Genomic DNA, 21,896 nt, shown 5'->3' on the forward strand with positions numbered 1-21,896 from the left:
ACCATGCCCCACCACCGTGGCAGTACGCTGAATGACGTGGGACTTCTGATCGCACTTCTCATCGTCGTCGCGGTGATCGGGACCGTGGTAGTGACCAACAGGCGTTCGCAGGCGCGAGCGCTGGAAAAGCAGCGCGCTGACCTCGAGCCGGTCAAGCAGCTCGCCTTCGAGGACGTGACCGCGTTCGGTGAAGAGCTGCAGAAGCTCGACCTGGACATGGCGGGCAAGGAGCTCGACGAGGGCGCCAACGCCGACTACCAGCGCGCCCTGGACGAATACGAGACGGCCAAGCGCACCGTCGACAAGATGACCGTGCCCGAGGACGTCAAGAAGATCACGACGATCGTCGAGGACGGCCGCTACGCGATCGCGTGCGTGGAGGCGCGGGTGGCCGGCGAGCCGCTGCCCAAGCGCCGCCCGCCGTGCTTCTTCGACCCCCGCCACGGGCTCTCGGTCGAGGACGTGGCCTGGGCGCCTCCGGGCGGCACCACTCGTGACGTACCCGCCTGTGCGCTCGACGCCGAGCGCGTCAAGGCCGGCGCGGAGCCCGACACCCGCAAGGTGATGGTCGGCAACGAGCGCGTTCCCTACTGGCAGGGTGGCCCGGCCTACCGGCCCTACGCCGCCGGCTACTTCGGCGCCTTCTCGCCGATGGACTGGATGTTCGCCGGGCTGATGTTCAGCGCGTTCGGCGGCTTCGACGCCTTCGGTGAGATCGGTGAGGGCATGGGCGACGCGATCGGTGGGATCGGCGAGGGCATGGGGGACATGTTCGGCGGCATCGGCGACGGCATCGGGGACATGTTCGACGGCTTCGACTTCTGAGTTTGTACGCTTCCCCGGTGCCACCACTTCACACGCTCGAGCTCGGCGAGGCCGGAAGTCGCGTCGTCTTCCTGCACGGACTCTTCGGACAGGGACGCAACTGGAACACGATCGGCAAGCAGCTGGCCGAGAGGCATCGGGTCACGCTCGTCGACCTGCCTCACCACGGCCGCTCGCCGCAGCCTGACACCTTCGACTACCTCGAGGTGACCGCGGCCGTCGCCGAGCTGCTCTCCACTGATGACGGGGCCGACGACCCCGCGACCGTGGTCGGCCACTCCATGGGCGGCAAGGTGGCGATGCTGCTCGCGATCACCCGCCCCGAGCTGGTCGCGAAGCTCGTCGTGGCCGACATGTCCCCGGTCGTCTACGAGCGCGTCGGCGGCTTCAAGACGTACGTCGAGGCCATGCAGAGCCTCGACCTGGACCACATCACCCGCCGCGAGGAGGCCGACGCCGGGATGCAGGAGGCGGTCCCCGACCCCACGGTCCGCGGCTTCCTGCTGCAGAACCTGCGCCGCGACGGCGACGGCTGGCGCTGGGCGATGAACCTGGACGTCCTCGGCCGCGACCTCGACCGCATCGGCGCCTGGCCGACCGAGGAGCTGAAGGCGTACGAGCCGTACGACGGTCCGGTGCTGTGGTTGGCCGGCGAGCTGTCGAGCTATGTCACCGACGAGTACGCGCCGGCGATGAAGGAGTGGTTCCCGCGCTACCGCAAGGTGACGATCAAGGGAGCCGGTCACTGGCTCCATTCGGAGAAGCCGGAGACCTTCCTGGCGGCTCTGCGTCAGTTCCTCGGCGACTGAGAGGCCGCCGCGTCTACGCTGTGCGGCATGGAGCGTGACAAACCCGTCATCGTGCTGGTCGGCGGCGAGCACGCCGACGTCATCGAGCAGGAGTTCCGGGCCCGGTACGACCGTGACTACCGGATCGAGGCGGTGGTGGGCTTCGCCGCGGGCCTCGACAGGACCCGCGGGCTCGTGGCCGAGGGCGCGCAGATCGCGATGGTCGCCGCCGAGCACGTGCTCGACGAGGGCACCTCGATCGAGTTCCTGCACGACGTACCTGCCATCGTGGCGACGGCGCGCCGGGTCGCGCTGGTCTCGTGGGACGACTTCTCCGGCGCTCTCGACAACCTGCGCGCCGCGGCGCTCCAGCGCGAGATGGACACCTACGTGCTCATCCCGCGCGGCCCGCGCGACGAGGAGTTCCACACCGCGCTGATCGAGCTGCTCTCGGAGTGGGGCTGGTCGGTGGGCAGGCCCCTGGTGACCGTGACCGACGTCGTGGCCGAGCCGGGCGACCGCGCCGCGGCGGCGGTCCGGGACCTGCTGGACCGCATGGGCTTCCCGCATCGCGCGCTCGAGCCGAGCGACGACGAGGCGCAGGAGGTCATCGAGGCGGCAGGTCCGGGGGCACGACTGCCGCTGGTCCGTACGTTCTCGGGCCGGGTGGTCTCCGGGGCCACGGCGGCGACGGCCGCCGAGGCCATCTACGGCGGGTTCGACGAGATTCCCGAGGGCGTGATCGCCGACGTCGCCATCGTGGGCGGCGGGCCGGCGGGCCTCGCGGCGGCCGTCTACGCCGCGTCGGAGGGGTTGGCGACGGTCGTCGTGGAACGCGACGCGATCGGCGGACAGGCAGGGTCGAGCTCGATGATCCGCAACTACCTCGGCTTCCCCCGCGGCATCTCGGGTATGCGCCTCGCCCAGCGATCCCGCATCCAGGCCAGCCGGTTCGGTGCGCGCTTCTTCACCGGGCGCCCGGCGACCGGGATCGAGCCTGGTCCGGCCGACGAGCCCGAGCACCAGCACGTGCACGTGCGCGGCGCGCAGTTCTGCGCGCGTACGGTCGTGCTCGCGATGGGCGTGACCTACCGCCGGCTCGGGGTGCCCGCCGTGGACGACCTGGTGGGAGCGGGCGTCTACTACGGCGCCGCGACGTCGATGGCGCGCGAGATGCAGGGCCGTGACGTCTTCGTGATCGGCGGGGGCAACTCGGCAGGGCAGGCGGCCATCCACCTCGCCAAGTTCGCGCGCACGGTGACCATCCTGGTCCGGCGACCGGACCTCGCCGAGACCATGTCGGCCTATCTGACGCGCGAGATCGAGGCGACCTCGAACATCCAGGTCCGGCCCCGCACCGTCGTCGCCGACGGCGGAGGGGAGGGCCAGCTGGAGTGGCTGCGGCTGGAGAACCTGGACACCGGGGAGGACACCAAGACCTCCGCCGACGGCCTCTTCTGCCTGCTCGGAGCCGAACCCGACTGCGCGTGGCTGGCGGAGGGGGTGGCGCTCGACGAGCACGGGTTCGTCCTGACCGGCCGCGACGTGCCTCGCGAGGCCTGGGTCGACGGGAGCCCGCCCGCGAGCCTGGAGACGACGGTGCCGGGTGTCTTCGCCGTCGGCGACGTACGCGCCGGGTCCATGAAGCGGGTCGCCTCCGCGAGCGGCGAGGGCGCCTCCGTGCTCCCGCTCGTGCACGCCCACCTGGCACGGCTGCGCGCCCGGGAGTTCGGCGCCTAGGGCTCGATGAGGCCCGCCCTGATGGCGTAGCGGGTCACCTGGGTGCGATCGCGAAGGCCCAGCTTGGCGAGGATGTTCTCGCGGTGCCGCTCGACGGTCTTGTAGGAGATCGTCAGCTCGCGGGCGATCTCGCGGGTCGAGTGGCCCTCGGCGATGAGCTTGAGCACCTCGTCCTCGCGCTCGGTCAGCACGGTCCGCGGCAGGCTCTCGCCACGGTTGAGGCGGTCGAGGTAGTCACGCACCAGCGCACTCATCGCGCCGGGGTAGACGAAGGCCTGGCCGCTCATCGCGGTGCGGCACGCCTTGACCAGGTCCTCGTCGGCGACCGACTTGAGGACGTACCCGCTGGCGCCGACCTTGAGCGCCTCGAAGAAGTACTGCTCGTTGTCGTGCATCGAGAGCATCAGCATCTTCGGAGGCGTACGCATCCGGGCGATGGTGCGCGCGGCCTGCAGCCCGGTCATGCGGGGCATGGCGACGTCGAGGATCACCAGGTCGACCTCGACGTCGCGCAGCGCCGCCACGGCCTCGGCTCCGTCGGCGGCCTCGGCGACCACCTCGAGGTCCGGTTCGGCGTCGAGGATGAGGCGTACGCCGCGGCGTACGAGGGTGTGGTCGTCGGCCAGCAGGATCCGGATCTTCGCAGGGGTGGGAGTCACAGCGGCACCTCCAGGCGGACGGTGGTGCCGCGGCCGGGCGTGCTGGTCACGCTCAGGTCGGCACCGACGAGCAGGGCCCGCTCCCGCATGCCGCTGATCCCGGCGCCGGGCACGAGAGCGGCGCTGCCGCGGCCGTCGTCGGAGACGGTGAGGACGGCCATGTCGCCGACCTTGCAGAGGGAGAGCTCGGCGGTGGCGGCGTGGGCATGGCGGACGACGTTGGTGAGCGCCTCCTGGGCGACGCGGTAGATCACCAGTTCGCGGTCCTGGGGCAGGTCGGGAAGGCCGCGGCCGATGGTGCGGCGTACGGTCGTACGGCCCAGGGCGCCCACGTCGGTGGCCAGCGAGGCCAGGGCGGCGTGGAGGCCGAGGTCCTCGAGCACGCCCGGTCGCAACTGACGGGCCACGCGGCGGACGTCGTCGATCCCGGTGCGCGCGGACTCACGGACGGCGGCGAGCTCGGGGCGCACGGCTTCCGGCACCTGTCGCTCCAGCCCCTTGAGCCCCAGGAGTACGACGGTGAGCGACTGTCCCACCTCGTCGTGGAGTTCCTGGGCGATCCGGTGTCGTTCCGCCTCCTGCGCGGCGAGCGCCTTGGCGTTGCTGGTGCTCCGCTCGGTCTCCAGCCGATCGAGCATCGCGTTGTAGCTGGCCACCAGACGCGCGCCGGCGCCCGTGCCCTCCGTCGTCAGACGCTGGTCGGGGGAGAGGTGGTCCACCGAGTCCATGGTGCGGATCACCCGGTCGATCGGCGCCAGGCTGCGCAGCAGCAGGAGCGCGTTGAGGGTCGCCATCACGGCCAGCCCGACCGCCAGGATCACTGCCTCCGAGGCCAGGACGCGCTCCGAGACCCGGGCCGGGGACAGTGCCAGCACCAGGGTGCCGACACAGAACACCGCCCAGTTGGTCAGGCAGACCCGCCAGTAGAGGGGTAGATGGCTCATGCCGCCACCTCCGTAGCGCAGGCGCGATCGTACGGAGGTGGCGGCCTGAGGCCTATGGTCGCTCGCTGGCGCTCGCTCATGCCCCAACCCTGACATGTCCTCTGGCCAGGACTTATGGGTGGCAGCACCCATTCGGATCGAGTCTCCGGTCACGGAGAGTCGATGGCATGGAGCTCAACGCATGATCGTGTACGCAGCGGTGGCAGTTTTCATCGTCACCTACGGCCTCATCGCCACCGAGCGCGTCCACCGCGTCGCCGCCGCCCTGGGTGGCGTCGCCGCGATGGTCGTGCTCGGCATCATCAGCGCCGAATCGGCCTTCTTCAGCCATGAGACCGGGGTCGACTGGGACGTCATCTTCCTGCTCTTCGGGATGATGGTGATCGTCGGCGTCCTGAAGCAGACGGGCCTGTTCGAGTTCCTCGCGCTGTGGGCGGTCAAGCAGTCCGGTGGCCGCCCGGCACGGCTGGCGACGCTGCTGATCCTGGTCACCGCTGCGCTCTCGCCGATCCTCGACAACGTGACCACGGTGCTGCTGGTCACGCCGGTGACGCTGTCGGTCTGCGAGCGGCTGGGGCTGCGTCCGATGCCCTACCTGATCTCGCTGATCCTGGCCGCCAACGTCGGCGGCACCTCGACCCTGATCGCCGACCCGCCCAACATCATCGTGGCCAGCCGGGCCAACCTGACCTTCGACGACTTCCTGATCCACTCCCTGCCGCTGTGCCTGATCCTGCTGGTCGTCCTGATCGGCCTGGTCCGGGTGCTCTTCCGGCGCGACTTCCGTGGCCGGGTCGACCTGGACGGCCTGATCGAGCCGCCCGCCTCGGCGATCCCGGACCGTGGCCTGCTCTACCGCTGCCTGGCGGTTCTGGCCCTGGTGATGCTCGCCTTCGGTCTGCACACCGAGCTGCACCTGGACCCGTCGATGGTCGCGATGCTCGGCGCCGGCGCGATGGTGGTCGTCTCCCAGACACGCACGGAGGCGTTCCTGGAGGAGGTCGAGTGGTCGACGCTGGCCTTCTTCATGGCGCTGTTCGTGCTCGTCGGTGGCCTCGTCGAGGTCGGCGTGATCGGGTCGCTCGGGACGTACGCCGCCGACCTGATGGGCGACAACGAGCTCGCCGGGGTGACCGGGCTGATGATCGGGTCGGCCGTCGTGGGCGGGTTCGTCGACAACATCCCCTACACCGCGGCGATGGTGCCGATCGTGGAGGAGATGGTCGCCTCGACGCCGTCCTCGGGTGCCGACAGCCCGCTGTGGTGGGCCCTCGTCTTCGGTGCCGACCTCGGTGGCAACACGACCGCCGTCGCCGCCGGCGCCAACGTGGTGGTGCTCGGCCTCGCCGCCAAGGCCGGCCACCCGATCAGCTTCTGGAAGTTCACCAGGTACGGCATCGTGGTGACGATCGTGACGCTGGCCGTCGCCTGGGTCTACGTCGCGCTCCGCTACTTCGTGCTGGCGTGACCTGCCTGACGCTCCCGGTACGCGGCGACGGCGTTGCGGTTGGTGCAGGTCGGCGAGCAGTAGCGCTTGGAACGGTTGCGGGAGAGATCGACGACGACCCCGGCACAGCCGTCGTCGGCGCAGATCGAGAGCCGGGACAGCTCCCCGGCGCGGATCACGTCGACCATGGCCATCGCGGTCTCGACGGCGATCCGGGTGGCCAGCGGGGCGTCGGGCTCCGTGGCGTGGATGTGCCAGTCGTAGGTCGTGTGGCGGACGAGCTGAGGTGTCGCGCGGTGCTCGGCGAGCATCTCGTTGGTCAGCCGCACGGCCTCGTCACCCTCGGCGGTGAGCAGGTCGCGCAACCGGACGCGAAGGGCGCGGACCTCGTCGAGCTCGGCGCGGTCGCGGTCGTGCCGCCCCGTGTAGTCGTACGTCACGAAGAGCTCGTCGAGGGCCGCCACGGTCGCCAGCTCGTCGACCGAGCCGGGGGAGAGGGCGAGGGTGTTCGCCAGCGCCGCGGCCGCCTGGAGGCCTACCTCGGTGTCATGGGTGAAAACCATGTTGACACATTACCGCGTCACTGGGATCGTCATGTGTCATGACGACTTTGACCAATGACGAGGCGGTGCCGCAGAGCACGACGAAGACGCCGCTGGTGGCGGCCGGACTGCTCATGGCGGTCGTCTCGGCGGTCACGTTCAGCCTGTCCGGGCCGCTGGGCCGCGGCCTCTTCGACACCGGTTGGTCGACCGGCGGGGTGCTGGTCTTCCGCGTCGGCATCGGCGCGGTCGTGCTGGCCCCCTTCGCGGTGCGCGCGCTGGCCGGTCGGTGGCGGAACATCGCCGGGAGCTGGCGGGTCGTGGTGGCGTACGCACTGCTGGCGATCGTGGTGCCGCAGTTCGCCTTCTTCTCGGCCGTGCAGTGGATGGCCGTCGGTCCGGCGCTGCTGCTGGAGTACATGGGGGTCGTGCTCGTCGTCGCCTGGATGTGGCTGCGGCACGGCGAGCGGCCCTCGCGGCTGACGATGGTGGGGGCGCTGGTCGCGATCGCCGGGCTCGTCCTGGTCCTCGACCTGGTCAGCGGAGCGAACGTGCACCCGCTCGGTGTCCTGTGGGGGTCCGCGGCCGCCGTCGGGCTGGCCGGCTACTACGTGCTCAACGCGCACTCCAGCACCACGCTGCCACCGCTCGCGCTGGCCTGGCTCGGTCTGACCGGGGCCACGATCCTGCTCGCGCTGCTCTGCCTGGTCGGAGCCATCCCGTTCGCGATGGAGACCTCGCCGGTGGTCCTGGCGGGCGTGCAGCTGGCCTGGTGGATGCCGCTGGTGGGTCTCGGTGTGCTGACGTGCTCGGTCGCCTACGCCACCGGCATCGCCGCCACCCGTACCCTCGGCTCGCGGCTCTCCTCCTTCGTCGGCCTCCTCGAGGTCGTCTCGGCCGTCGTCGTCGCCTGGCTCCTGCTCGGCGAGGCGCCCGGTCTCATCCAGCTCGTCGGTGGGCTGGTCGTGCTGGCGGGCATCATCGCGGTCCAGCAGGGCGAGCAGTCCACGACCGCCTCCTGAGCGCACGAAACGCCGCACGCATCAGCTGCGTGCGGCGCTTCGAAGGATGTTGCTAGCGCTCGTCCTGGGCCCTGATGTAGACCTCACGGACCAGCATCAGGACGGCCGCCGCGGTCGGGATCGCCAGCAGCGCGCCGACGACACCGAGGAGCGAGGCGCCGATGAGGGCGGCGATCACGGTGACCACGCCGGGGATGTCGACCGAGCGGGACATGACCCGCGGGTAGACGACGTAGTTCTCGAACTGCTGGTAGGCGATGTAGAAGATGACCGCGATGAGCCCCGTCTTCAGGTCGGTCGTCGCGAAGGTGATCGCACAGACGATGACCGCGCCGATGGTGGCCCCGATCATCGGGATCACATCGGTGATCATCACGACGAACGCCAGGGCGACGGCGTACTCGCCCATCCCGATGACGAAGAGCAGCACCAGGGTGGACAGACCGGCGCACAGCGCGACGATGAACGCGCCGGAGACATAGCCCCCGATGCCGTCGAAGACCCGGTCACCGAGCTTGCCGACCCGCTCGCGGCGCGAGGCCGGAGCGAGGCGGTAGATGGCGTTCTTCGTCTGGTCGTAGGCGGCGATGAAGTAGAGCGTCAGGACGACGACGATGAAGCCCGTGACGAGCACGTTGATCACCGCCAGGCCGACACCGAGCGCGCCACCGAAGGCGCTGCTCACGAAGTCGCCGCTCGCGACGTAGTCCTGCACCTTGTCGAGGATCTGGTATTCCTCGTTGAGCTGCTGGATGCGCTGGTTGCGCTGGAGCTCCTCGATCCAGTCCGGAACGTTGGCCGAGATCTTGGCGACCTGGTCGCTGATCACCGGCACCAGCGCCACGAAGAAGAGCGCGAGGGCGCCCAGCACGCCGAGGATGACGGACAGGACCGCCCACGGCCGCGAGAACCCCCGCCTCTGCAGGAACACCACCATCGGGTTGATACCCGCGGCGATGAAGAGCGAGACCACCACCTGGAGGATCACGCTCCCCATCGTGGTGAGGAGGTTGCCGGCGGCGTAGGCCGTCAGCAGGCCGAGACCGAGGAGGAGCCCGAACAGGTAGGGCGACCTGCGGTCGAACGGCGGTCCGGGCCTACCGAACCGCTTGTCCCGCTCGCTCTCCTCCTCCTCCGGCTCGGTGACGTCGATCGCGGCTTCGCTGTCGGCCGTCGCGTCGTCGGTGAGGTCGGTCTGGGCAGACGTCGTTCCCGGACCGTCCTCAGGACGGTCGGCAGCGGCCCCGCTCACCGGCTCTCGGTCGCAGTCTCGGGCTCGCGGATGGCGGTCTTCTCGGAAGGCTCGTCGTAGTCGTCGTAGTCCTCGTCCGAGAGATCGTCGTCGGAGTCGACCAGGGTGACGCTCTCGTCGACCACGAGCTCACCGTCGACGATGTCCTCGTCCTCGGTGATCGGCTTCGGCGCCTCCAGCTCGGCCGGGTCCTCGGTCTTGCCGAACCCGGAGACCAGGTCGGTGAGCGAGGAGAGCTGAGCGGCGATCGCGTCGCGGCGCTTGGTGAGACGGTCGACCTCGGCCTTGATGATCGCGTGGCCCTTCTCGGCCTCGACGGTCGCGGTGGACGCGAGGTGGTCGGCCTCGGCGCGAGCCTTGGACAGGATCGCCTCCGCATCGCGGCGGGCGCGAGAGATGATTCCCTCGGACTCCTTGGCCAGCTCGGCGCGCTGGTCGGCGACGTGCTGGGCGGCGATCCGGGCCCGCTCCTCGGCGTCCGCGGCGCGGGTCTCGCCCTCGGTCACGATCCGAGCGGTCTCGGCCATCGCCTGGTCGTGGTGGTCGGCTGCCTCGCGGGCCAGACGCTCGCGCTCGACGGCGAGCATGCGGCGGGCCTCCTGGACCTCACGGTCCGCGCCGGCGCGTGCCTTCTCGACCTCGCGCTGGGTCGAGGTGCGCAGCTGGGTGACCTCCTGCTGCACGGCGAGCCGGATCTGGTCGGCCTCGCGCTTGGCGGCGGCGAGCAGCTCGTCGCTCTCGGCCTGCACCATCTTGCGGGCCTGCTGGACCTCCGAGGTCACCTTCTCGCGGTGATCGTCGATCTCCTTGTAGTGCGTCGTACGCAGCGCCTCGATGTCACGCTGAGCGGACGCCTTGGTCGCGGCAGCCTCGCGCTGAGCGGCCTCGCGGATGACCGCGGCCTCCTTCTCGGCGGACTCCTTGACCGCGGCGGCCTCCTCCTCGGCCAGCCGGAGCATCGCGCTCGCGCGACCACCCAGGGAGGCGTAGGAGGGGGCCTCGTTGCCCTGCGTGGCAGCGGCCTTGAGGTCGGTGACCTTGCGCTCGAGCTCGGCGATGCGTCGCTGTGCGTTGCGCAGCGCCGACTGACCCTGGCCGTTGGCCTGGAGAAGCTGCTGCACCCGTGCGTTCACCGTGCCGGGGTCGTAGCCGCCACGCCGCACGACCGGGAAGGCTGGGAGTGAGCCTGGAGCCGGTGGCGTCGAGGTGTGGCCAGAGCTGGGCGATCCGGAAGCGCCAGGGACCCGAGGGAGAACCTGTGTCTCGGTCGCGTCCTGGTCGGGCTTCTTCCGAGGCTCTGAAGCCTCGTTGAAGATGGATAGTCCCTCATTCGTCATTTGTGGCGGATTCCTCACACTTTAGGGGGGTTTGTGTCTTGCCCTCTGCTCCCAAAGGGCAAGACTACGGCCGGTCACCCCTCGCGCAAGGGGAGACCGGCCGTGAATCCAGTCTCAAATGGGCTATTTACCCCGGACTCGACGTCTCAGATTCCGCGGAACAGGTTGATCTTGTCGATGTGCGCCGCGCGCTTCTCCTCGTCGAGGACGCCGAGGCCCTCCTCGGGAGCCAGGCAGAGCACGCCGACCTTGCCCTGGTGCTTGTTGTGGTGCACGTCGAGCGAGGCCTGGCCCACCTCCTCCAGGGTGTAGGTCCGCGACAGCGTCGGGTGGATCTTGCCCTGGGCGATGAGGCGGTTGGCCTCCCACGACTCGCGGTAGTTCGCGAAGTGGCTGGAGATGATCCGCTTGAGGTTCATCCACAGGTAGCGGTTGTCGTACTCGTGCATGTAGCCCGAGGTCGAGGCGCAGGTGGTGATGGTGCCGCCCTTGCGGGTCACGAACACCGAGGCGCCGAAGGTCTCGCGGCCCGGGTGCTCGAAGACGATGTCGATGTCCTCGCCGCCGGTGAGCTCGCGGATGGCCTTGCCCAGGCGCAGCCACTCCTTCGGGTTCTGCTGGGTGCCCTCCTCGTTCCAGAACTTGAAGTCCATCTCGGAGCGGTTGATGACCATCTCGGCGCCCATGTTGCGCACGATCTTGGCCTTCTCCTCGTTGGAGACCACGCAGACCGGGTTGGCGCCGCCGTTGAGGGCGTACTGCGTCGCGAAGCCGCCCAGGCCGCCGGAGGCGCCCCAGATCAGGACGTTGTCGCCCTGCTTCATGTTGCCGCCGTTGGCGGAGACGAGCTGGCGGTAGGCGGTGCAGTTGACCAGGCCGGGGGAGGCGGCCTCCTCCCAGGTCAGGTGCTCCGGCTTCGGCATCAGCTGGTTGGCCTTGACCATCGCCACGTCGGCGAGACCGCCGAAGTTGGTCTCGAAGCCCCAGATGCGCTGGGAGGGGTCCATCATCGTGTCGTTGTGGCCGTCGGGGGCCTCGAGCTCGACCGAGAGGCAGTGGGCGACGACGCGGTCGCCCGGCTTCCACTTGGTCACGCCGGCGCCCACGGCCAGCACGACGCCGGACAGGTCGGAGCCGACGATGTGGTAGTCGAGGTTGTGGCGGGCGCCGAGCTCGGACTCCTTGCCGTAGCGCTCCAGGAACCCGAAGGTGGAGACCGGCTCGAAGATCGAGGTCCACACGGTGTTGTAGTTGATCGCCGAGGCCATCACCGCGACGAACGCCTCGCCCGGCCCGAGCTCGGGAAGGGCGACGTCCTCGACGTGGAGGGACTTGCGGGGGTCCTTCTCCTTGGTCGCGACGCCCTCGAACATGTCGACCTCGTCCTTGTGGACGGTGGCGGCACGGTAGTGGTCGGGGATCTCGAGGTTCGCGAACTCCTCGCCCGGTGTATCACCGGCGAGGATCGCGTCGAGGATGTTCTGCATGGTCGGCTCCTGCGTCGTCGTAGGGGTCGCGGTTGACTCTAGTTCGCTGGACATTACTGGTGAGTAACCGTTATTGCCAGCCTGATGTGACACATGACTCTTGGATCGTTCACGTGCCGTGGTGGGCTCGGGGAGGTGAGCTCAGTGGGCGGGGTTCGCGGCCGGCTCGACGAGCTCGACCAGGACGCCGCCGGCGTCCTTGGGATGGATGAAGTTGATCCGGGAGTCGGCGGTGCCGCGTCGCGGTGCGTCGTAGAGGAGGCGTACGCCGCGCTCGCGGAGGATCGCGGAGACCTGCTCCACGTCGGTGACCCGGTAGGCGAGCTGCTGCATGCCGGGGCCGTTGCGGTCGAGGAACTTGGCGATGGTGCTGTTCTCGTTGAGCGGCGCGAGCAGCTGGAGCTTGTTGTCGGAGTCGCCGATGGCGATCATCGCCTCCTCGACGCCCTGCTCCTCGTTGGTCTCGCGGTGGGCGAGCTTCATGCCGAAGGTCTTCTCGTAGAAGTCGATCGCCGCGTCCAGGTCGGCGACGGCGAGACCGACGTGGTCGATCTGGGTGAACAGGTGCGGTGGGATGCCGGCAGTGTTCGCAGTGGATGTCATGGGCCTACTCTGCTTGAGGTCGGGGGCAACGGGCACAATGTGTGATGACAGCCACATCAGGCTGTGCTCAACACTCTTCCCACTGAGGTTACTAATTAGTAACCTCAAGGCAGATCAGCACCACCCAACATTCTTGGAGGACCCATGTCCAACGTCATCGTCGCCGGGGCGCGTACGCCGATCGGCCGCCTGCTCGGCGGGCTGAAGAGCCTGTCCGCGGCCGATCTGGGCGGCATCGCCATCAAGGGCGCCCTGGAGAAGGCGGGCGTCTCGCCGGAGCAGGTCGACTACCTGATCATGGGCCAGGTCATCCAGGCCGGGGCCGGCCAGAACCCGGCGCGCGCGGCCGGCATCGCCGGCGGGCTGCCGATGAACATCCCCTCGATCACCATCAACAAGGTGTGCCTCTCCGGCCTCAACACCATCGCGATGGCCGACCAGCTGATCCGTGCCGGCGAGGCCGAGGTCATCGTCGCGGGCGGCATGGAGTCGATGACCAACGCGCCGCACCTGCTGCCGAAGTCGCGCGAGGGCTTCAAGTACGGCGACACCGCGCTGGTGGACTCGATGGCCTACGACGCGCTCTTCGACCAGGCCACCCAGCAGGCGATGGGCGGGCTGACCGAGCAGATCAACTCCGAGGGCGTGAAGCTGACCCGCGAGGAGCAGGACGCCTTCGCCGCCACCTCGCACCAGCGCGCCGCCGCGGCCCAGAAGAACGGCGTCTTCGACGACGAGATCGTCCCGGTCTCGATCCCGCAGCGCAAGGGCGACCCGGTCGTGGTCAGCGCCGATGAGGGCGTACGCGGCGACACCACCGTCGAGTCGCTCGGCAAGCTGCGCCCGGCGTTCTCCAAGGAGGGCACCATCACCGCCGGCTCCGCCTCGCAGATCTCCGACGGCGCTGCCGCCGTCGTGGTCATGTCGAAGGAGAAGGCCGAGTCGCTGGGTCTGGAGTGGCTGGCCGAGATCGGCGCCCACGGTATGGTCGCCGGCCCCGACTCCTCGCTGCAGCTGCAGCCGGCCAACGCCACGGCCAAGGCCCTCGAGAAGGAGGGCATCACCGCCGCCGATCTCGACCTCGTCGAGTTCAACGAGGCGTTCGCCGCCGTCGGCATCGAGTCCACCAAGAAGCTCGGCCTCGACCCCGAGATCGTCAACGTCAACGGCGGTGCGATCGCCCTCGGCCACCCCGTCGGCATGTCCGGCACCCGGGTCGTGCTCCACCTGGCCCACGAGCTCAAGCGCCGCGGCGGTGGCACCGGTGCGGCCGCGCTGTGTGGCGGTGGCGGTCAGGGCGACGCCCTGATCGTGCGTGTGCCCAAGGGCTGAGCCATCTCTGATGTGAGCGACCTGGTCGCGCGCGCCCGGGGCGGTGAGCCCCGGGCGGTCGCGCGGCTGGTGTCGTACGTCGAGAACGCCCCCGTCGGCGGGGGAGAGCGGCTCCGCGAGGTGATGGCCGCGCTCGCGCCTCACGGCGGGAACGCCCACATCGTGGGGCTCACCGGGGCGCCGGGCGTGGGGAAGTCGACCACCACCTCCGCGCTGGTCCGCGAGCTGCGCTCCGCGGGACGCACCGTCGCGGTGCTGGCCGTCGACCCGTCCTCGCCGTTCTCCGGTGGCGCGCTGCTGGGCGACCGGATCCGGATGACCGACCACGCCACCGACCCGGGTGTCTTCATCCGCTCGATGGCCTCCCGTGGGCACCTCGGCGGGCTGGCCTGGTCGGCGCCGCAGGCGATCCGGGTGCTCGACGCGGCCGGGTTCGACGTGGTGCTGGTCGAGACCGTCGGCGTCGGCCAGTCCGAGGTCGAGATCGCCGGCCTCGCCGACACCACCGTGGTGCTGCTCGCACCCGGCATGGGCGACGGCATCCAGGCGGCGAAGGCCGGGATCCTGGAGATCGGCGACCTCTACGTCGTCAACAAGGCCGACCGCGACGGTGCGTCCAAGGTCCAGCGCGACCTGCGCGGGATGCTGCGCCTGACCGACCGCCCCGAGGGGGCCTGGACCCCGCCCGTCCTCACCGCCGTCGCTCAGTCCGGCACGGGGCTGACCGAGGTCGTCGGCGCCCTCGACGAGCACCGCGCGTGGCTGCGCTCCAGCGGGGCGCTGGAGCTGCGGCGTACGCGACGGGCCCGGGCCGAGGTCGAGGCCATCGCCGTCGAGACCCTCCGCGCGCGATGGTCGACGGTGGGCTCGGCAAGCGACCTGGACGCCCTGGCGGCGGATGTGGTCAAAGGCGCACGCGACCCCTATGCGGCCGCCGACACCCTCCTCGCCGAGAAGTCGTTTCCCGACGCCGAGTAGTCGATCTTCGGCGCCGAGAGGTCAGTTCTTGGCGGCGAGCGGGCAGGGTGTGCGTCGAGAATCGACCTTTCGCTCTCGACAAGTGCCGTCTCGGCGTCAGTAACCGACCTTTCGCGCTCAGAAACCGACTTCTCGGGCGAGGTTGTCCCGGCGTACGGCTTGTTCTGTCGACTCCTGCTTCGAGAACTCACTATCGTTGACTCCGTGAACCTCTTCGGTGTCGACATCTCCAAGCACCTTCTTCGTGACGAAGGTGAGGTGGTCGTCGACGAGGTCACCCATCACTGGGTCTCCTACCTCCGCCCGGTCGCCGAGGCGATCCTCGGGCTGGCGCTGATGATCGTCGCGGCGACGATCGACATGAACGTCGCCTGGATCATCGTGCTGCTCGCCTTCGCGCTGGTCGGCCACGCGTTCTGGCGGGCGCTGGTGGTCAGCCGGGACCGGTTCGTGGTCACCAACATGCGCATCTTCCGCGTCCATGGCGTGCTCTCCAGCGAGCTGGCGACCATGCCGCTGGCGCGAGTTCTCGACATCACCGTCAAACAGTCCTTCACCGGCCAGATCTTCAACTACGGCCACTTCGTCTTCGAGTCGGCCGCCCAGGAGCAGGGCCTCAACAACATCTACTTCGTCGGCCGGCCGAACGAGCGGGACCTGACCATCCAGCGAGTCGTGCAGCGCGCCGGTCTGCGCGGCAGCGTGGGATAGGCCGGCGTCGGGTGGCTGCCGCGCCGGTGCCTGCCCCGAGCCCCTAGGATTGCCACATGACGCAGCAGCCGTTCTCCCGTCCCGGAGCCGTCGACCTCTCCGGGCTCGCCAGCACCACGCCCGCACAGGACGCCGCCTTCGGTGGTCCGGCCGATGCGGCTCCCGCCCAGGGGCGGAGCGCCGGCTCCTACACCGTCGAGGTCGACGAGCAGATCTTCCAGTCGGTGCTCGAGGCGTCGATGACCGCTCCGGTCGTCCTGGTCTTCTACTCCGCCTCCCGCGCTCCCGAGAGCGTCACCTACGCGCGCGACGTCTCCACGGTCGTGGAGGAGTACGACGGCCGTTTCCTGGTCGGCCTGGTCGACATCGACAAGAACCCGCAGATCGCGCAGGCGCTGCAGGTGCCCCAGGTGCCGCTCCTCTACATCCTGCTCGACGGCCGGCCGGTCACCCAGCCGATCCCGGGCGCGCTCGCCCTCGAGGAGCTGCGTACGGTCTTCCAGCAGCTCGGACAGCAGCTCACCACCCAGGGGATCGGCGGGCGGCACAAGCCCAACGCCCTCGGTGGCGCCGCGGCGAGCGAGGACGGGGAGGAGCCCGCGCTCGACCCGCGCTACGCCCCGGCCCAGGACGCGCTGGAGCGCGGCGACATCGACGCGGCCGTGGCCGAGTACGAGAAGCTGATCGCCTCCAACCCCGCCGACTCCGAGGCTGCCGCCGGGCTGGCGATGGCCAAGGTGCTGCAGCGGACCCAGGGGGTCGACCTCAACGCGGCCCGTGCCGCCGCGGCGGCCGCGCCCGACGACGTCGACGCGCAGACCCTCGTCGCCGACCTGGACCTGCTCGGCGGCCACGTCGAGGACTCCTTCGTCCGGCTGGTCGAGCTGGTGCGGCGTACGTCGGGGGATGAGCGCAACAAGGCGCGCGAGCACCTCCTGGGGCTCTTCGCCGCGGTCGGCAACGACGACGAGCGGGTGCTCAAGGGCCGTCAGTCGCTGGCCTCGGCCCTGTTCTGATTCACCAGCGCCGACAGCACGGCGGTGACCGCCGGCGAGGCGGCCATCGTGCGCCGGTGCAGCGCGAGGATCTCGCGCGTGGGGACCGGGTCGACGACGCGTACGGCGACCAGGTCCTCACCCAGCGCCGCACGCCCCATGCGCGGGACGAGCGCGATCCCGAGCCCGGCTCGCACCAGGGCCAGATGGCTGTCGAACTCCATCGAGACGTGCGCGATCCGCGGTAGCTGGCCGGTGCCGGCGTACATCCGGTTCAGCCACTGCCGGCAGATCGTGCCGTCCGGCGTCGCGATCCAGTCCTCGGCGACGAGGTCGTGCGGGGTCACCTTGGCCAGCTGGGCCAGCGGATGGTCACGATGGGCGATCACGTCGGCGATGTCGCGGTGGAGCTCGGTGGTGACGAGGTGGTCGGGGATGGAGAGCGGCACGTCACCCCAGGAGTGGACGACGCCGATCTCGCTGTGACCGGTGGCGACCAGGTCGACGGTGTCCCACGGCTCGCGCTCGGAGAGGGTGAGCGCCAGCTCCGGATGGGCGACGCGGAGCTGGCCCGCCACCGGTGCGACCAGCCCGCGCATCGCGGTCGAGAAGGCGGTCAGCCGCAGCCGGCCGGCCACGGTCGTCGCCTGCTCGTGCAGCCCCGACTCCAGCGACTCCATGTCGGCGAGCAGCCGCGACCCCTCCTCGACCAGGTGGCGGCCGGCGTGGGTGAGCATGACCCCGCGCCCGATCCGTTCCAGAAGAGGTACGCCGACCTGCCGCTCGAGCCGCTTGACCTGCTGTGACACGGCGCTGGGCGTGAAGCCCAGGGCGTCGGCGGCCGCCACCACCGAGCCGTGGGTGTCGACGGTGCGCAGGGCGACCAGGGCGGCTAGATCGATCATGAAGCGATGCTACGTCATCGGATGAAGAAGCATTCGCTGGTGCTTCATGGTTCTGGGCTTCATCCTGGTGAGTGTGAATCGCCGTGACTCGCTGCTCGCCGTCCTCGTCGCCGTCCTGTGGGGCTTCAACTTCGTCGTCATCGACTGGGGTCTGGCGCCGCGCGACGGGCAGACCGTGCCGCCGCTGCTCCTGGTCGCGGTGCGGTTCTTCCTGGTCGCCTTCCCGGCCGTCTTCCTGCTCCCGCGGCCGAAGGCGTCGTGGCGGGTCGTGGCGGCGGTCGGCATCTTCATGAGCCTGGGCCAGTTCGGGCTGCTCTACACGAGCATGGCCGTCGGGATGCCGCCCGGGCTGGCCGGCCTCGTGCTCCAGGCCCAGGTCGTGCTCACCATCGTCATCGCGGCCGGTGTGCTGCGCGAGCGGCCGACCCTGATGCAGGTGGTCGGCGTCGTCGCCGGCGCTCTCGGGCTGGTCGTGGTGGCGCTCGGGCGGGGCGGCCACGTGCCCGTCGTCGCGCTGGTGCTGTGCCTGCTCGCCGCGCTGTCGTGGGCGATCGGCAACGTGATCTCGCGGGCGGCCAAGGTGCCCGGCGGGCTCTCGCTGACGGTCTGGTCAGCGCTGGTCGTGCCGCTCCCGCTGCTCGCGCTCTCGCTGGTCCTCGACGGTCCGGACGGGGTCCGCGAGGGGGTGGCCGCCTTCGGCTGGGAGGCGCTCGTGTCCACGGCCTACACGGTGGTGCTGGCCTCGTTCGTCGGCTACGGGATCTTCAACTCGCTGCTCGCACGACACCCGGCGTCGTCGGTGGTGCCGTGGATCCTGCTGGTGCCGCCGGTCGCGATCGGCTCGGCATGGCTGCTGCTCGGGGAGGTGCCGAGCGCCGGCGAGCTCGCCGGTGGTGCGCTGCTGGTGATCGGTGCGCTCGTCGCGCAGGGCGTGGTGCGGCTGCCCCGGTCGCGCGGCGTCGAGCCGCTCCCGGACCTCGTCGAGAGCGGCAGGCGCCGCTGAGCGGAGCCCGGTCGGGTCGCGGTGGCCGCATGCGGTCAGTCGGCCCGAGGGGCTCCCGCCAGAGGTGTGACGTCGGTCATACTGAGGTTCCTACCGAATTGAATCGTTTCAGGAGCCTCGATGAGAGCATTGGTCACCCTTGCGCTGGTGGCATCCGCGGTCGGTCTGATGCCGTCCGCGGCGGTCGCGAGCGACCCGTCCGACGGGGTTGCCGCCCCGGTGCGGCTCAGCGTCGGAGGGGTGAGCGAGCCGATCGGCATCGACGACGTCACCCCTGACCTGCAGTGGCGAGACGGTGCCGGGTTCGCGCGACAGACGGCCTACCAGGTCCGGGTCGCCTCCACCCGCGGCCGGCTGGGCAGACCGGACCTGTGGGACAGCGGCCGGGTCCGGTCCGCCGCGATGGCGACGTCCTACGCCGGCGACCGCCTCGGCTCGCGCGACCAGGCGGTGTGGCAGGTCCGCGTGTGGGACGCCGCCGGCCGGGCCAGCGAGTGGAGCCGGCCCGCCTCCTTCGAGATGGGTCTGCTCGACGAGTCCGACTGGCAGGGGGAGTGGATCACCGACCGACGGTGGGCCGCCCCGCTCCACCAGGACGTCGGCATCGGCGCGCAGGAAGCCCGCTACGTACGGCTGACCGTGGTAGACCTCGGCCGACCGGGTGAGCCCCTGGACGACCCGGAGTGGAAGCCGCGCCTCGAGCTCGGCGAGATCGAGGTCAGCAACGGCATCGACGGGGACAACCTGGCCGAGGGCGCCACCGTGACGGTCTCCGAGGAGAACTCCGAGCCGGGCGTGTGGGACCCCGCCTACCTGACCGACGGCAAGGTCACCACCGCGGACGACCCGCGCGGCTACCGCAGCGACTACCACCCCGAGACCGACGTCCAGGACCAGCCGATCGAGATCACGATCGACCTGGGTGAGCCGACGGCGATCGACACGGTCCGGCTCTACTCGCTGTGGGACGCGCCCAGCGACTACGGCACCACGCCGAACTTCCCCCGCGACTTCCAGGTCTCGGTCTCCGCCGACGACACCACGTTCACCAAGGTCGGGCCGCGGACGAAGGTCAGCGCGGTCTCCAACCTGCACACCTCGCCGGAGGCGCTCCCGGTGCTGGCCCAGGACTTCACCGCCCGCGGTGACGTCGCCTCCGCGCGCCTCTACGTCACCGGCGAGGGCGTCTACGACGTCTCGCTCAACGGGCGGCCGGTCTCGAAGGACCTGCTGCAGCCCGGCAACACCGAGCACAGCGTGCGGGTCCCGTACGCCACCTACGACGTCACCAGACTGCTCCGCAAGGGCGGCAACACCTGGGGCATCGAGCTCGGCAACGGGATCTACAACGTCTTCAACACCCCCGAGATCCCCAAGCGCTACATGAAGGCGGCCGCCGGGCACGGCGCCCCGCGGGCGATGGGACAGCTCGAGATCACCTACCGCGACGGCCGGCGCCAGACGGTCGCGACCGGCTCCTCGTTCAAGACGGCCCTCGGCGAGGTCACCTTCTCCAACTGGTACGGCGGTGAGGACCACGACGCCCGGCGCGACCTCGGTGCCTGGAACGAGCCCGGCGCGGACCGTGCCGGCTGGCTCGACGCGGTCGACATCGGCGCCCCGGCAGGCGACCCGGAGCTGGTGGCTCAGCAGAGCCCGCCGATCCGCGAGGTCGACACCCTGGAGACCGTCGCCGTCACGGAGCCGAAGGCGGGGACGTACGTCTTCGACCTCGGCACCAACTTCGCCGGCTGGCAGCAGCTGACGACCAGCGGACCGGCCGGGACGACGATCACCATGCGCCCGGCCGAGAAGCTCAAGGCCGACGGCACCGTCGACCAGGGCAGCGTCGGCGGCGACATCCGGGACCGCTTCACCCTGGCCGGCACCGGCGAGGAGACGTTCACCCCGAGGTTCGTCTACCACGGCTTCCGCTACCTCCAGGTCGAGGGCCTGACCACCCCGCCGACCGCCGAGTCGGTGACCGGAAAGGTGCTGCGCGCCACCGACCGGGCGGTCGGATCGTTCACCACCTCGGATGCCCAGATGACCGGGATCCACCGGATCATCGATCGCTCGGTGCAGTCGAACATGTACTCCGTCTTCACCGACTGCCCGCACCGCGAGAAGCTCGGCTGGCTCGACCAGACCAACCTGGTCTTCGACACCCTCGCCTACGGCTACGACGTCCAGGCGCACTACCGCAAGATGCTGCAGGACGTCGTCGACGCCCAGCAGGACAACGGGCTGATCCCCACCACCGCACCGGAGGACGCGCTCTTCGCCGGCGCCTTCCGGCACGACGCCAACTGGGGTGCGACCCTGGCGGTCTCGTCCTGGCAGATCTACCAGTGGTACGGCGACGACAGCGCCATGCGCGCCCACTGGCAGCAGATGGTCGAGTACGCCGACTACCTGGCCTCGATCTCGACCGGCGGCATCGTCGCCGGCGGCCTCGGTGACTGGATCACCCCGGCCTCACCCGCCACGCCTGCGGCGCTGACCCAGACCTGGGCCTACCACCGCATCCTCACCCACATGAGCCGGATCGCGGCCGCCCTCGGGCGCGACGCCGACGCGGCAGCGTACGAGAAGAAGGCCGCCGATGTGGCCACCGCCTTCCACGCGACCTTCTACCACCCCGAGACCGGGCTCTACGGCAACGGTGACCAGGCCAGCCAGGCCCTGGCTCTCCAGGAGAACCTCGTCCCGGCCGATCTGCGCGCCGGTGTGCTGGACCGGTTCGTGAAGCAGATCCGCGACGCCCAGGACCACATCGTCGTCGGTGAGATCGGTCTGTACGCAGCCGTCGACCTGCTCTCCCGGGAACGACTCGACGACGTGCTCCACGACTGGGTGCAGCGCGACGACGGGGTCGGCTACGGCAAGTTCCTCGCCGCCGGTGCGACCTCGCTGCCGGAGAGCTGGACCAGCTCCGGCGCCTCGCAGAACCACTACATGCTCGGCGCGATCGACTCCTGGTTCACCGGTGGGGTCGCCGGCATCAGCCAGGCCGAGGACTCGGTGGCCTGGAAGAAGGTCGTGATCGAGCCCGCGCTCGTCGGTGACGTCGAGTCGGCCGCGTCCTCCTACGAGTCGGTCCGGGGCACGATCTCCAGCTCCTGGGTCCGGACCGACGGCACGGTCCGGCTCACCGCCACGATCCCGCCGAACACCACCGCGACGGTCCGGGTGCCCGTCGCCGAGGGCCAGCGGGTCACCGCGCCCCGAGGCGCCCGCAAGGTCACCTCGACCGTCTCCGGGTTCGCCGAGTTCGAGGTCGGGACCGGCACCTACACGTTCGTCTCCGAGTAAGGAACTCAAGG

The 21,896-nt window shown here is 70.1% G+C and carries 19 protein-coding genes; 11 read left to right on the plus strand and 8 right to left on the minus strand.

The features are described from left to right. Positions 1–36 precede the first annotated feature (36 nt). The 3 genes from ACZ6WN_RS21675 to ACZ6WN_RS21685 are packed head-to-tail and all read left to right on the plus strand — an operon-like array spanning position 37 to position 3,353. Complete coding sequence (locus tag ACZ6WN_RS21675; RefSeq protein ID WP_465867484.1) at positions 37–825, plus strand: hypothetical protein; 789 nt, start codon at positions 37–39, stop codon at positions 823–825. 17 nt (positions 826–842) lie between these two features. Next, positions 843–1,634, plus strand: coding sequence for an alpha/beta fold hydrolase (locus ACZ6WN_RS21680; RefSeq protein WP_465867486.1), 792 nt, complete (start codon positions 843–845; stop codon positions 1,632–1,634). A gap of 27 nt (positions 1,635–1,661) precedes the next feature. Further along, positions 1,662–3,353, plus strand: a complete 1,692-nt coding sequence (locus ACZ6WN_RS21685; RefSeq protein ID WP_465867488.1) for an NAD(P)/FAD-dependent oxidoreductase — start codon at positions 1,662–1,664, stop codon at positions 3,351–3,353. Here ACZ6WN_RS21685 and ACZ6WN_RS21690 read toward each other — a convergent pair. Beyond that, positions 3,350–4,012, minus strand: coding sequence for a response regulator (locus ACZ6WN_RS21690; protein WP_091047850.1), 663 nt, complete (start codon positions 4,010–4,012; stop codon positions 3,350–3,352). The two genes, ACZ6WN_RS21685 and ACZ6WN_RS21690, sit on opposite strands and share 4 nt — an antisense overlap. Further along, on the minus strand, positions 4,009–4,956 hold the full coding sequence (locus ACZ6WN_RS21695; protein WP_465867490.1) for a sensor histidine kinase: 948 nt from the start codon (positions 4,954–4,956) through the stop codon (positions 4,009–4,011). The genes ACZ6WN_RS21690 and ACZ6WN_RS21695 overlap by 4 nt, the downstream gene beginning before the upstream one ends. A 181-nt stretch (positions 4,957–5,137) precedes the next feature. Here ACZ6WN_RS21695 and ACZ6WN_RS21700 point away from each other — a divergent pair, with 181 nt between their 5' ends. Next, positions 5,138–6,424 carry an ArsB/NhaD family transporter gene (locus ACZ6WN_RS21700; RefSeq protein WP_465867492.1) on the plus strand — a complete coding sequence of 429 codons (1,287 nt, stop codon included), beginning with the start codon at positions 5,138–5,140 and terminating at the stop codon, positions 6,422–6,424. Here ACZ6WN_RS21700 and ACZ6WN_RS21705 read toward each other — a convergent pair. Beyond that, positions 6,406–6,966 (minus strand): CGNR zinc finger domain-containing protein, encoded by a 561-nt coding sequence (locus ACZ6WN_RS21705; RefSeq protein ID WP_465867493.1) that lies wholly within the window; start codon positions 6,964–6,966, stop codon positions 6,406–6,408. The two genes, ACZ6WN_RS21700 and ACZ6WN_RS21705, sit on opposite strands and share 19 nt — an antisense overlap. A gap of 38 nt (positions 6,967–7,004) precedes the next feature. On the opposite strand from ACZ6WN_RS21705, the gene ACZ6WN_RS21710 reads away from it, so the two are divergent. Continuing rightward, entirely contained in the window at positions 7,005–7,967 is a 963-nt protein-coding gene (locus tag ACZ6WN_RS21710) for an EamA family transporter (RefSeq protein WP_465867495.1), read from the plus strand. 52 nt (positions 7,968–8,019) lie between these two features. Here the strand turns inward: ACZ6WN_RS21710 and ACZ6WN_RS21715 are convergent, their stop codons facing one another. The 4 genes from ACZ6WN_RS21715 to mce form a co-directional block, all read right to left on the minus strand. Further along, positions 8,020–9,219 carry an AI-2E family transporter gene (locus tag ACZ6WN_RS21715; RefSeq protein ID WP_465867497.1) on the minus strand — a complete coding sequence of 400 codons (1,200 nt, stop codon included), beginning with the start codon at positions 9,217–9,219 and terminating at the stop codon, positions 8,020–8,022. Beyond that, positions 9,216–10,382: a hypothetical protein gene (locus tag ACZ6WN_RS21720; protein ID WP_465867499.1), complete on the minus strand. Its 1,167-nt coding sequence runs from the start codon at positions 10,380–10,382 to the stop codon at positions 9,216–9,218. The genes ACZ6WN_RS21715 and ACZ6WN_RS21720 overlap by 4 nt, the downstream gene beginning before the upstream one ends. A 320-nt stretch (positions 10,383–10,702) precedes the next feature. Next, positions 10,703–12,043, minus strand: a complete 1,341-nt coding sequence (gene ccrA, locus ACZ6WN_RS21725; RefSeq protein ID WP_465867501.1) for a crotonyl-CoA carboxylase/reductase — start codon at positions 12,041–12,043, stop codon at positions 10,703–10,705. A gap of 141 nt (positions 12,044–12,184) precedes the next feature. Then, the gene (mce, locus tag ACZ6WN_RS21730) at positions 12,185–12,646 is read right to left on the minus strand and encodes a methylmalonyl-CoA epimerase (protein WP_465867502.1); all 462 of its coding nucleotides are present in this window, start codon (positions 12,644–12,646) and stop codon (positions 12,185–12,187) included. A gap of 144 nt (positions 12,647–12,790) precedes the next feature. Here mce and ACZ6WN_RS21735 point away from each other — a divergent pair, with 144 nt between their 5' ends. The 4 genes from ACZ6WN_RS21735 to ACZ6WN_RS21750 all read left to right on the plus strand — a co-directional run bounded on the left by ACZ6WN_RS21735 (position 12,791) and on the right by ACZ6WN_RS21750 (position 16,683). Continuing rightward, positions 12,791–13,978 (plus strand): acetyl-CoA C-acetyltransferase, encoded by a 1,188-nt coding sequence (locus tag ACZ6WN_RS21735; RefSeq protein WP_465867504.1) that lies wholly within the window; start codon positions 12,791–12,793, stop codon positions 13,976–13,978. A gap of 12 nt (positions 13,979–13,990) precedes the next feature. After that, a complete protein-coding gene (gene meaB / locus ACZ6WN_RS21740) occupies positions 13,991–14,956 on the plus strand; it encodes a methylmalonyl Co-A mutase-associated GTPase MeaB (RefSeq protein WP_465867506.1) in 966 nt (321 codons plus the stop codon). A 204-nt stretch (positions 14,957–15,160) separates the two neighbouring features. After that, complete coding sequence (locus ACZ6WN_RS21745) at positions 15,161–15,667, plus strand: PH domain-containing protein (protein ID WP_465867508.1); 507 nt, start codon at positions 15,161–15,163, stop codon at positions 15,665–15,667. Positions 15,668–15,723: 56 nt separating this feature from the next. Continuing rightward, positions 15,724–16,683, plus strand: a complete 960-nt coding sequence (locus tag ACZ6WN_RS21750) for a co-chaperone YbbN (RefSeq protein WP_465867510.1) — start codon at positions 15,724–15,726, stop codon at positions 16,681–16,683. On the opposite strand, the gene ACZ6WN_RS21755 is transcribed toward ACZ6WN_RS21750, so the two are convergent. Next, complete coding sequence (locus tag ACZ6WN_RS21755; RefSeq protein ID WP_465867512.1) at positions 16,656–17,567, minus strand: LysR family transcriptional regulator; 912 nt, start codon at positions 17,565–17,567, stop codon at positions 16,656–16,658. The genes ACZ6WN_RS21750 and ACZ6WN_RS21755 overlap by 28 nt on opposite strands. 73 nt (positions 17,568–17,640) lie before the next feature. Between ACZ6WN_RS21755 and ACZ6WN_RS21760 the strand changes: the two genes are divergently transcribed. Beyond that, the gene (locus ACZ6WN_RS21760) at positions 17,641–18,570 is read left to right on the plus strand and encodes an EamA family transporter (RefSeq protein ID WP_465867514.1); all 930 of its coding nucleotides are present in this window, start codon (positions 17,641–17,643) and stop codon (positions 18,568–18,570) included. Positions 18,571–18,690: 120 nt separating this feature from the next. Further along, a complete protein-coding gene (locus ACZ6WN_RS21765; RefSeq protein WP_465867516.1) occupies positions 18,691–21,885 on the plus strand; it encodes a family 78 glycoside hydrolase catalytic domain in 3,195 nt (1,064 codons plus the stop codon). Positions 21,886–21,896 lie beyond the last annotated feature (11 nt).

It is taken from the genome of Nocardioides sp. NPDC054178 (assembly GCF_055585005.1).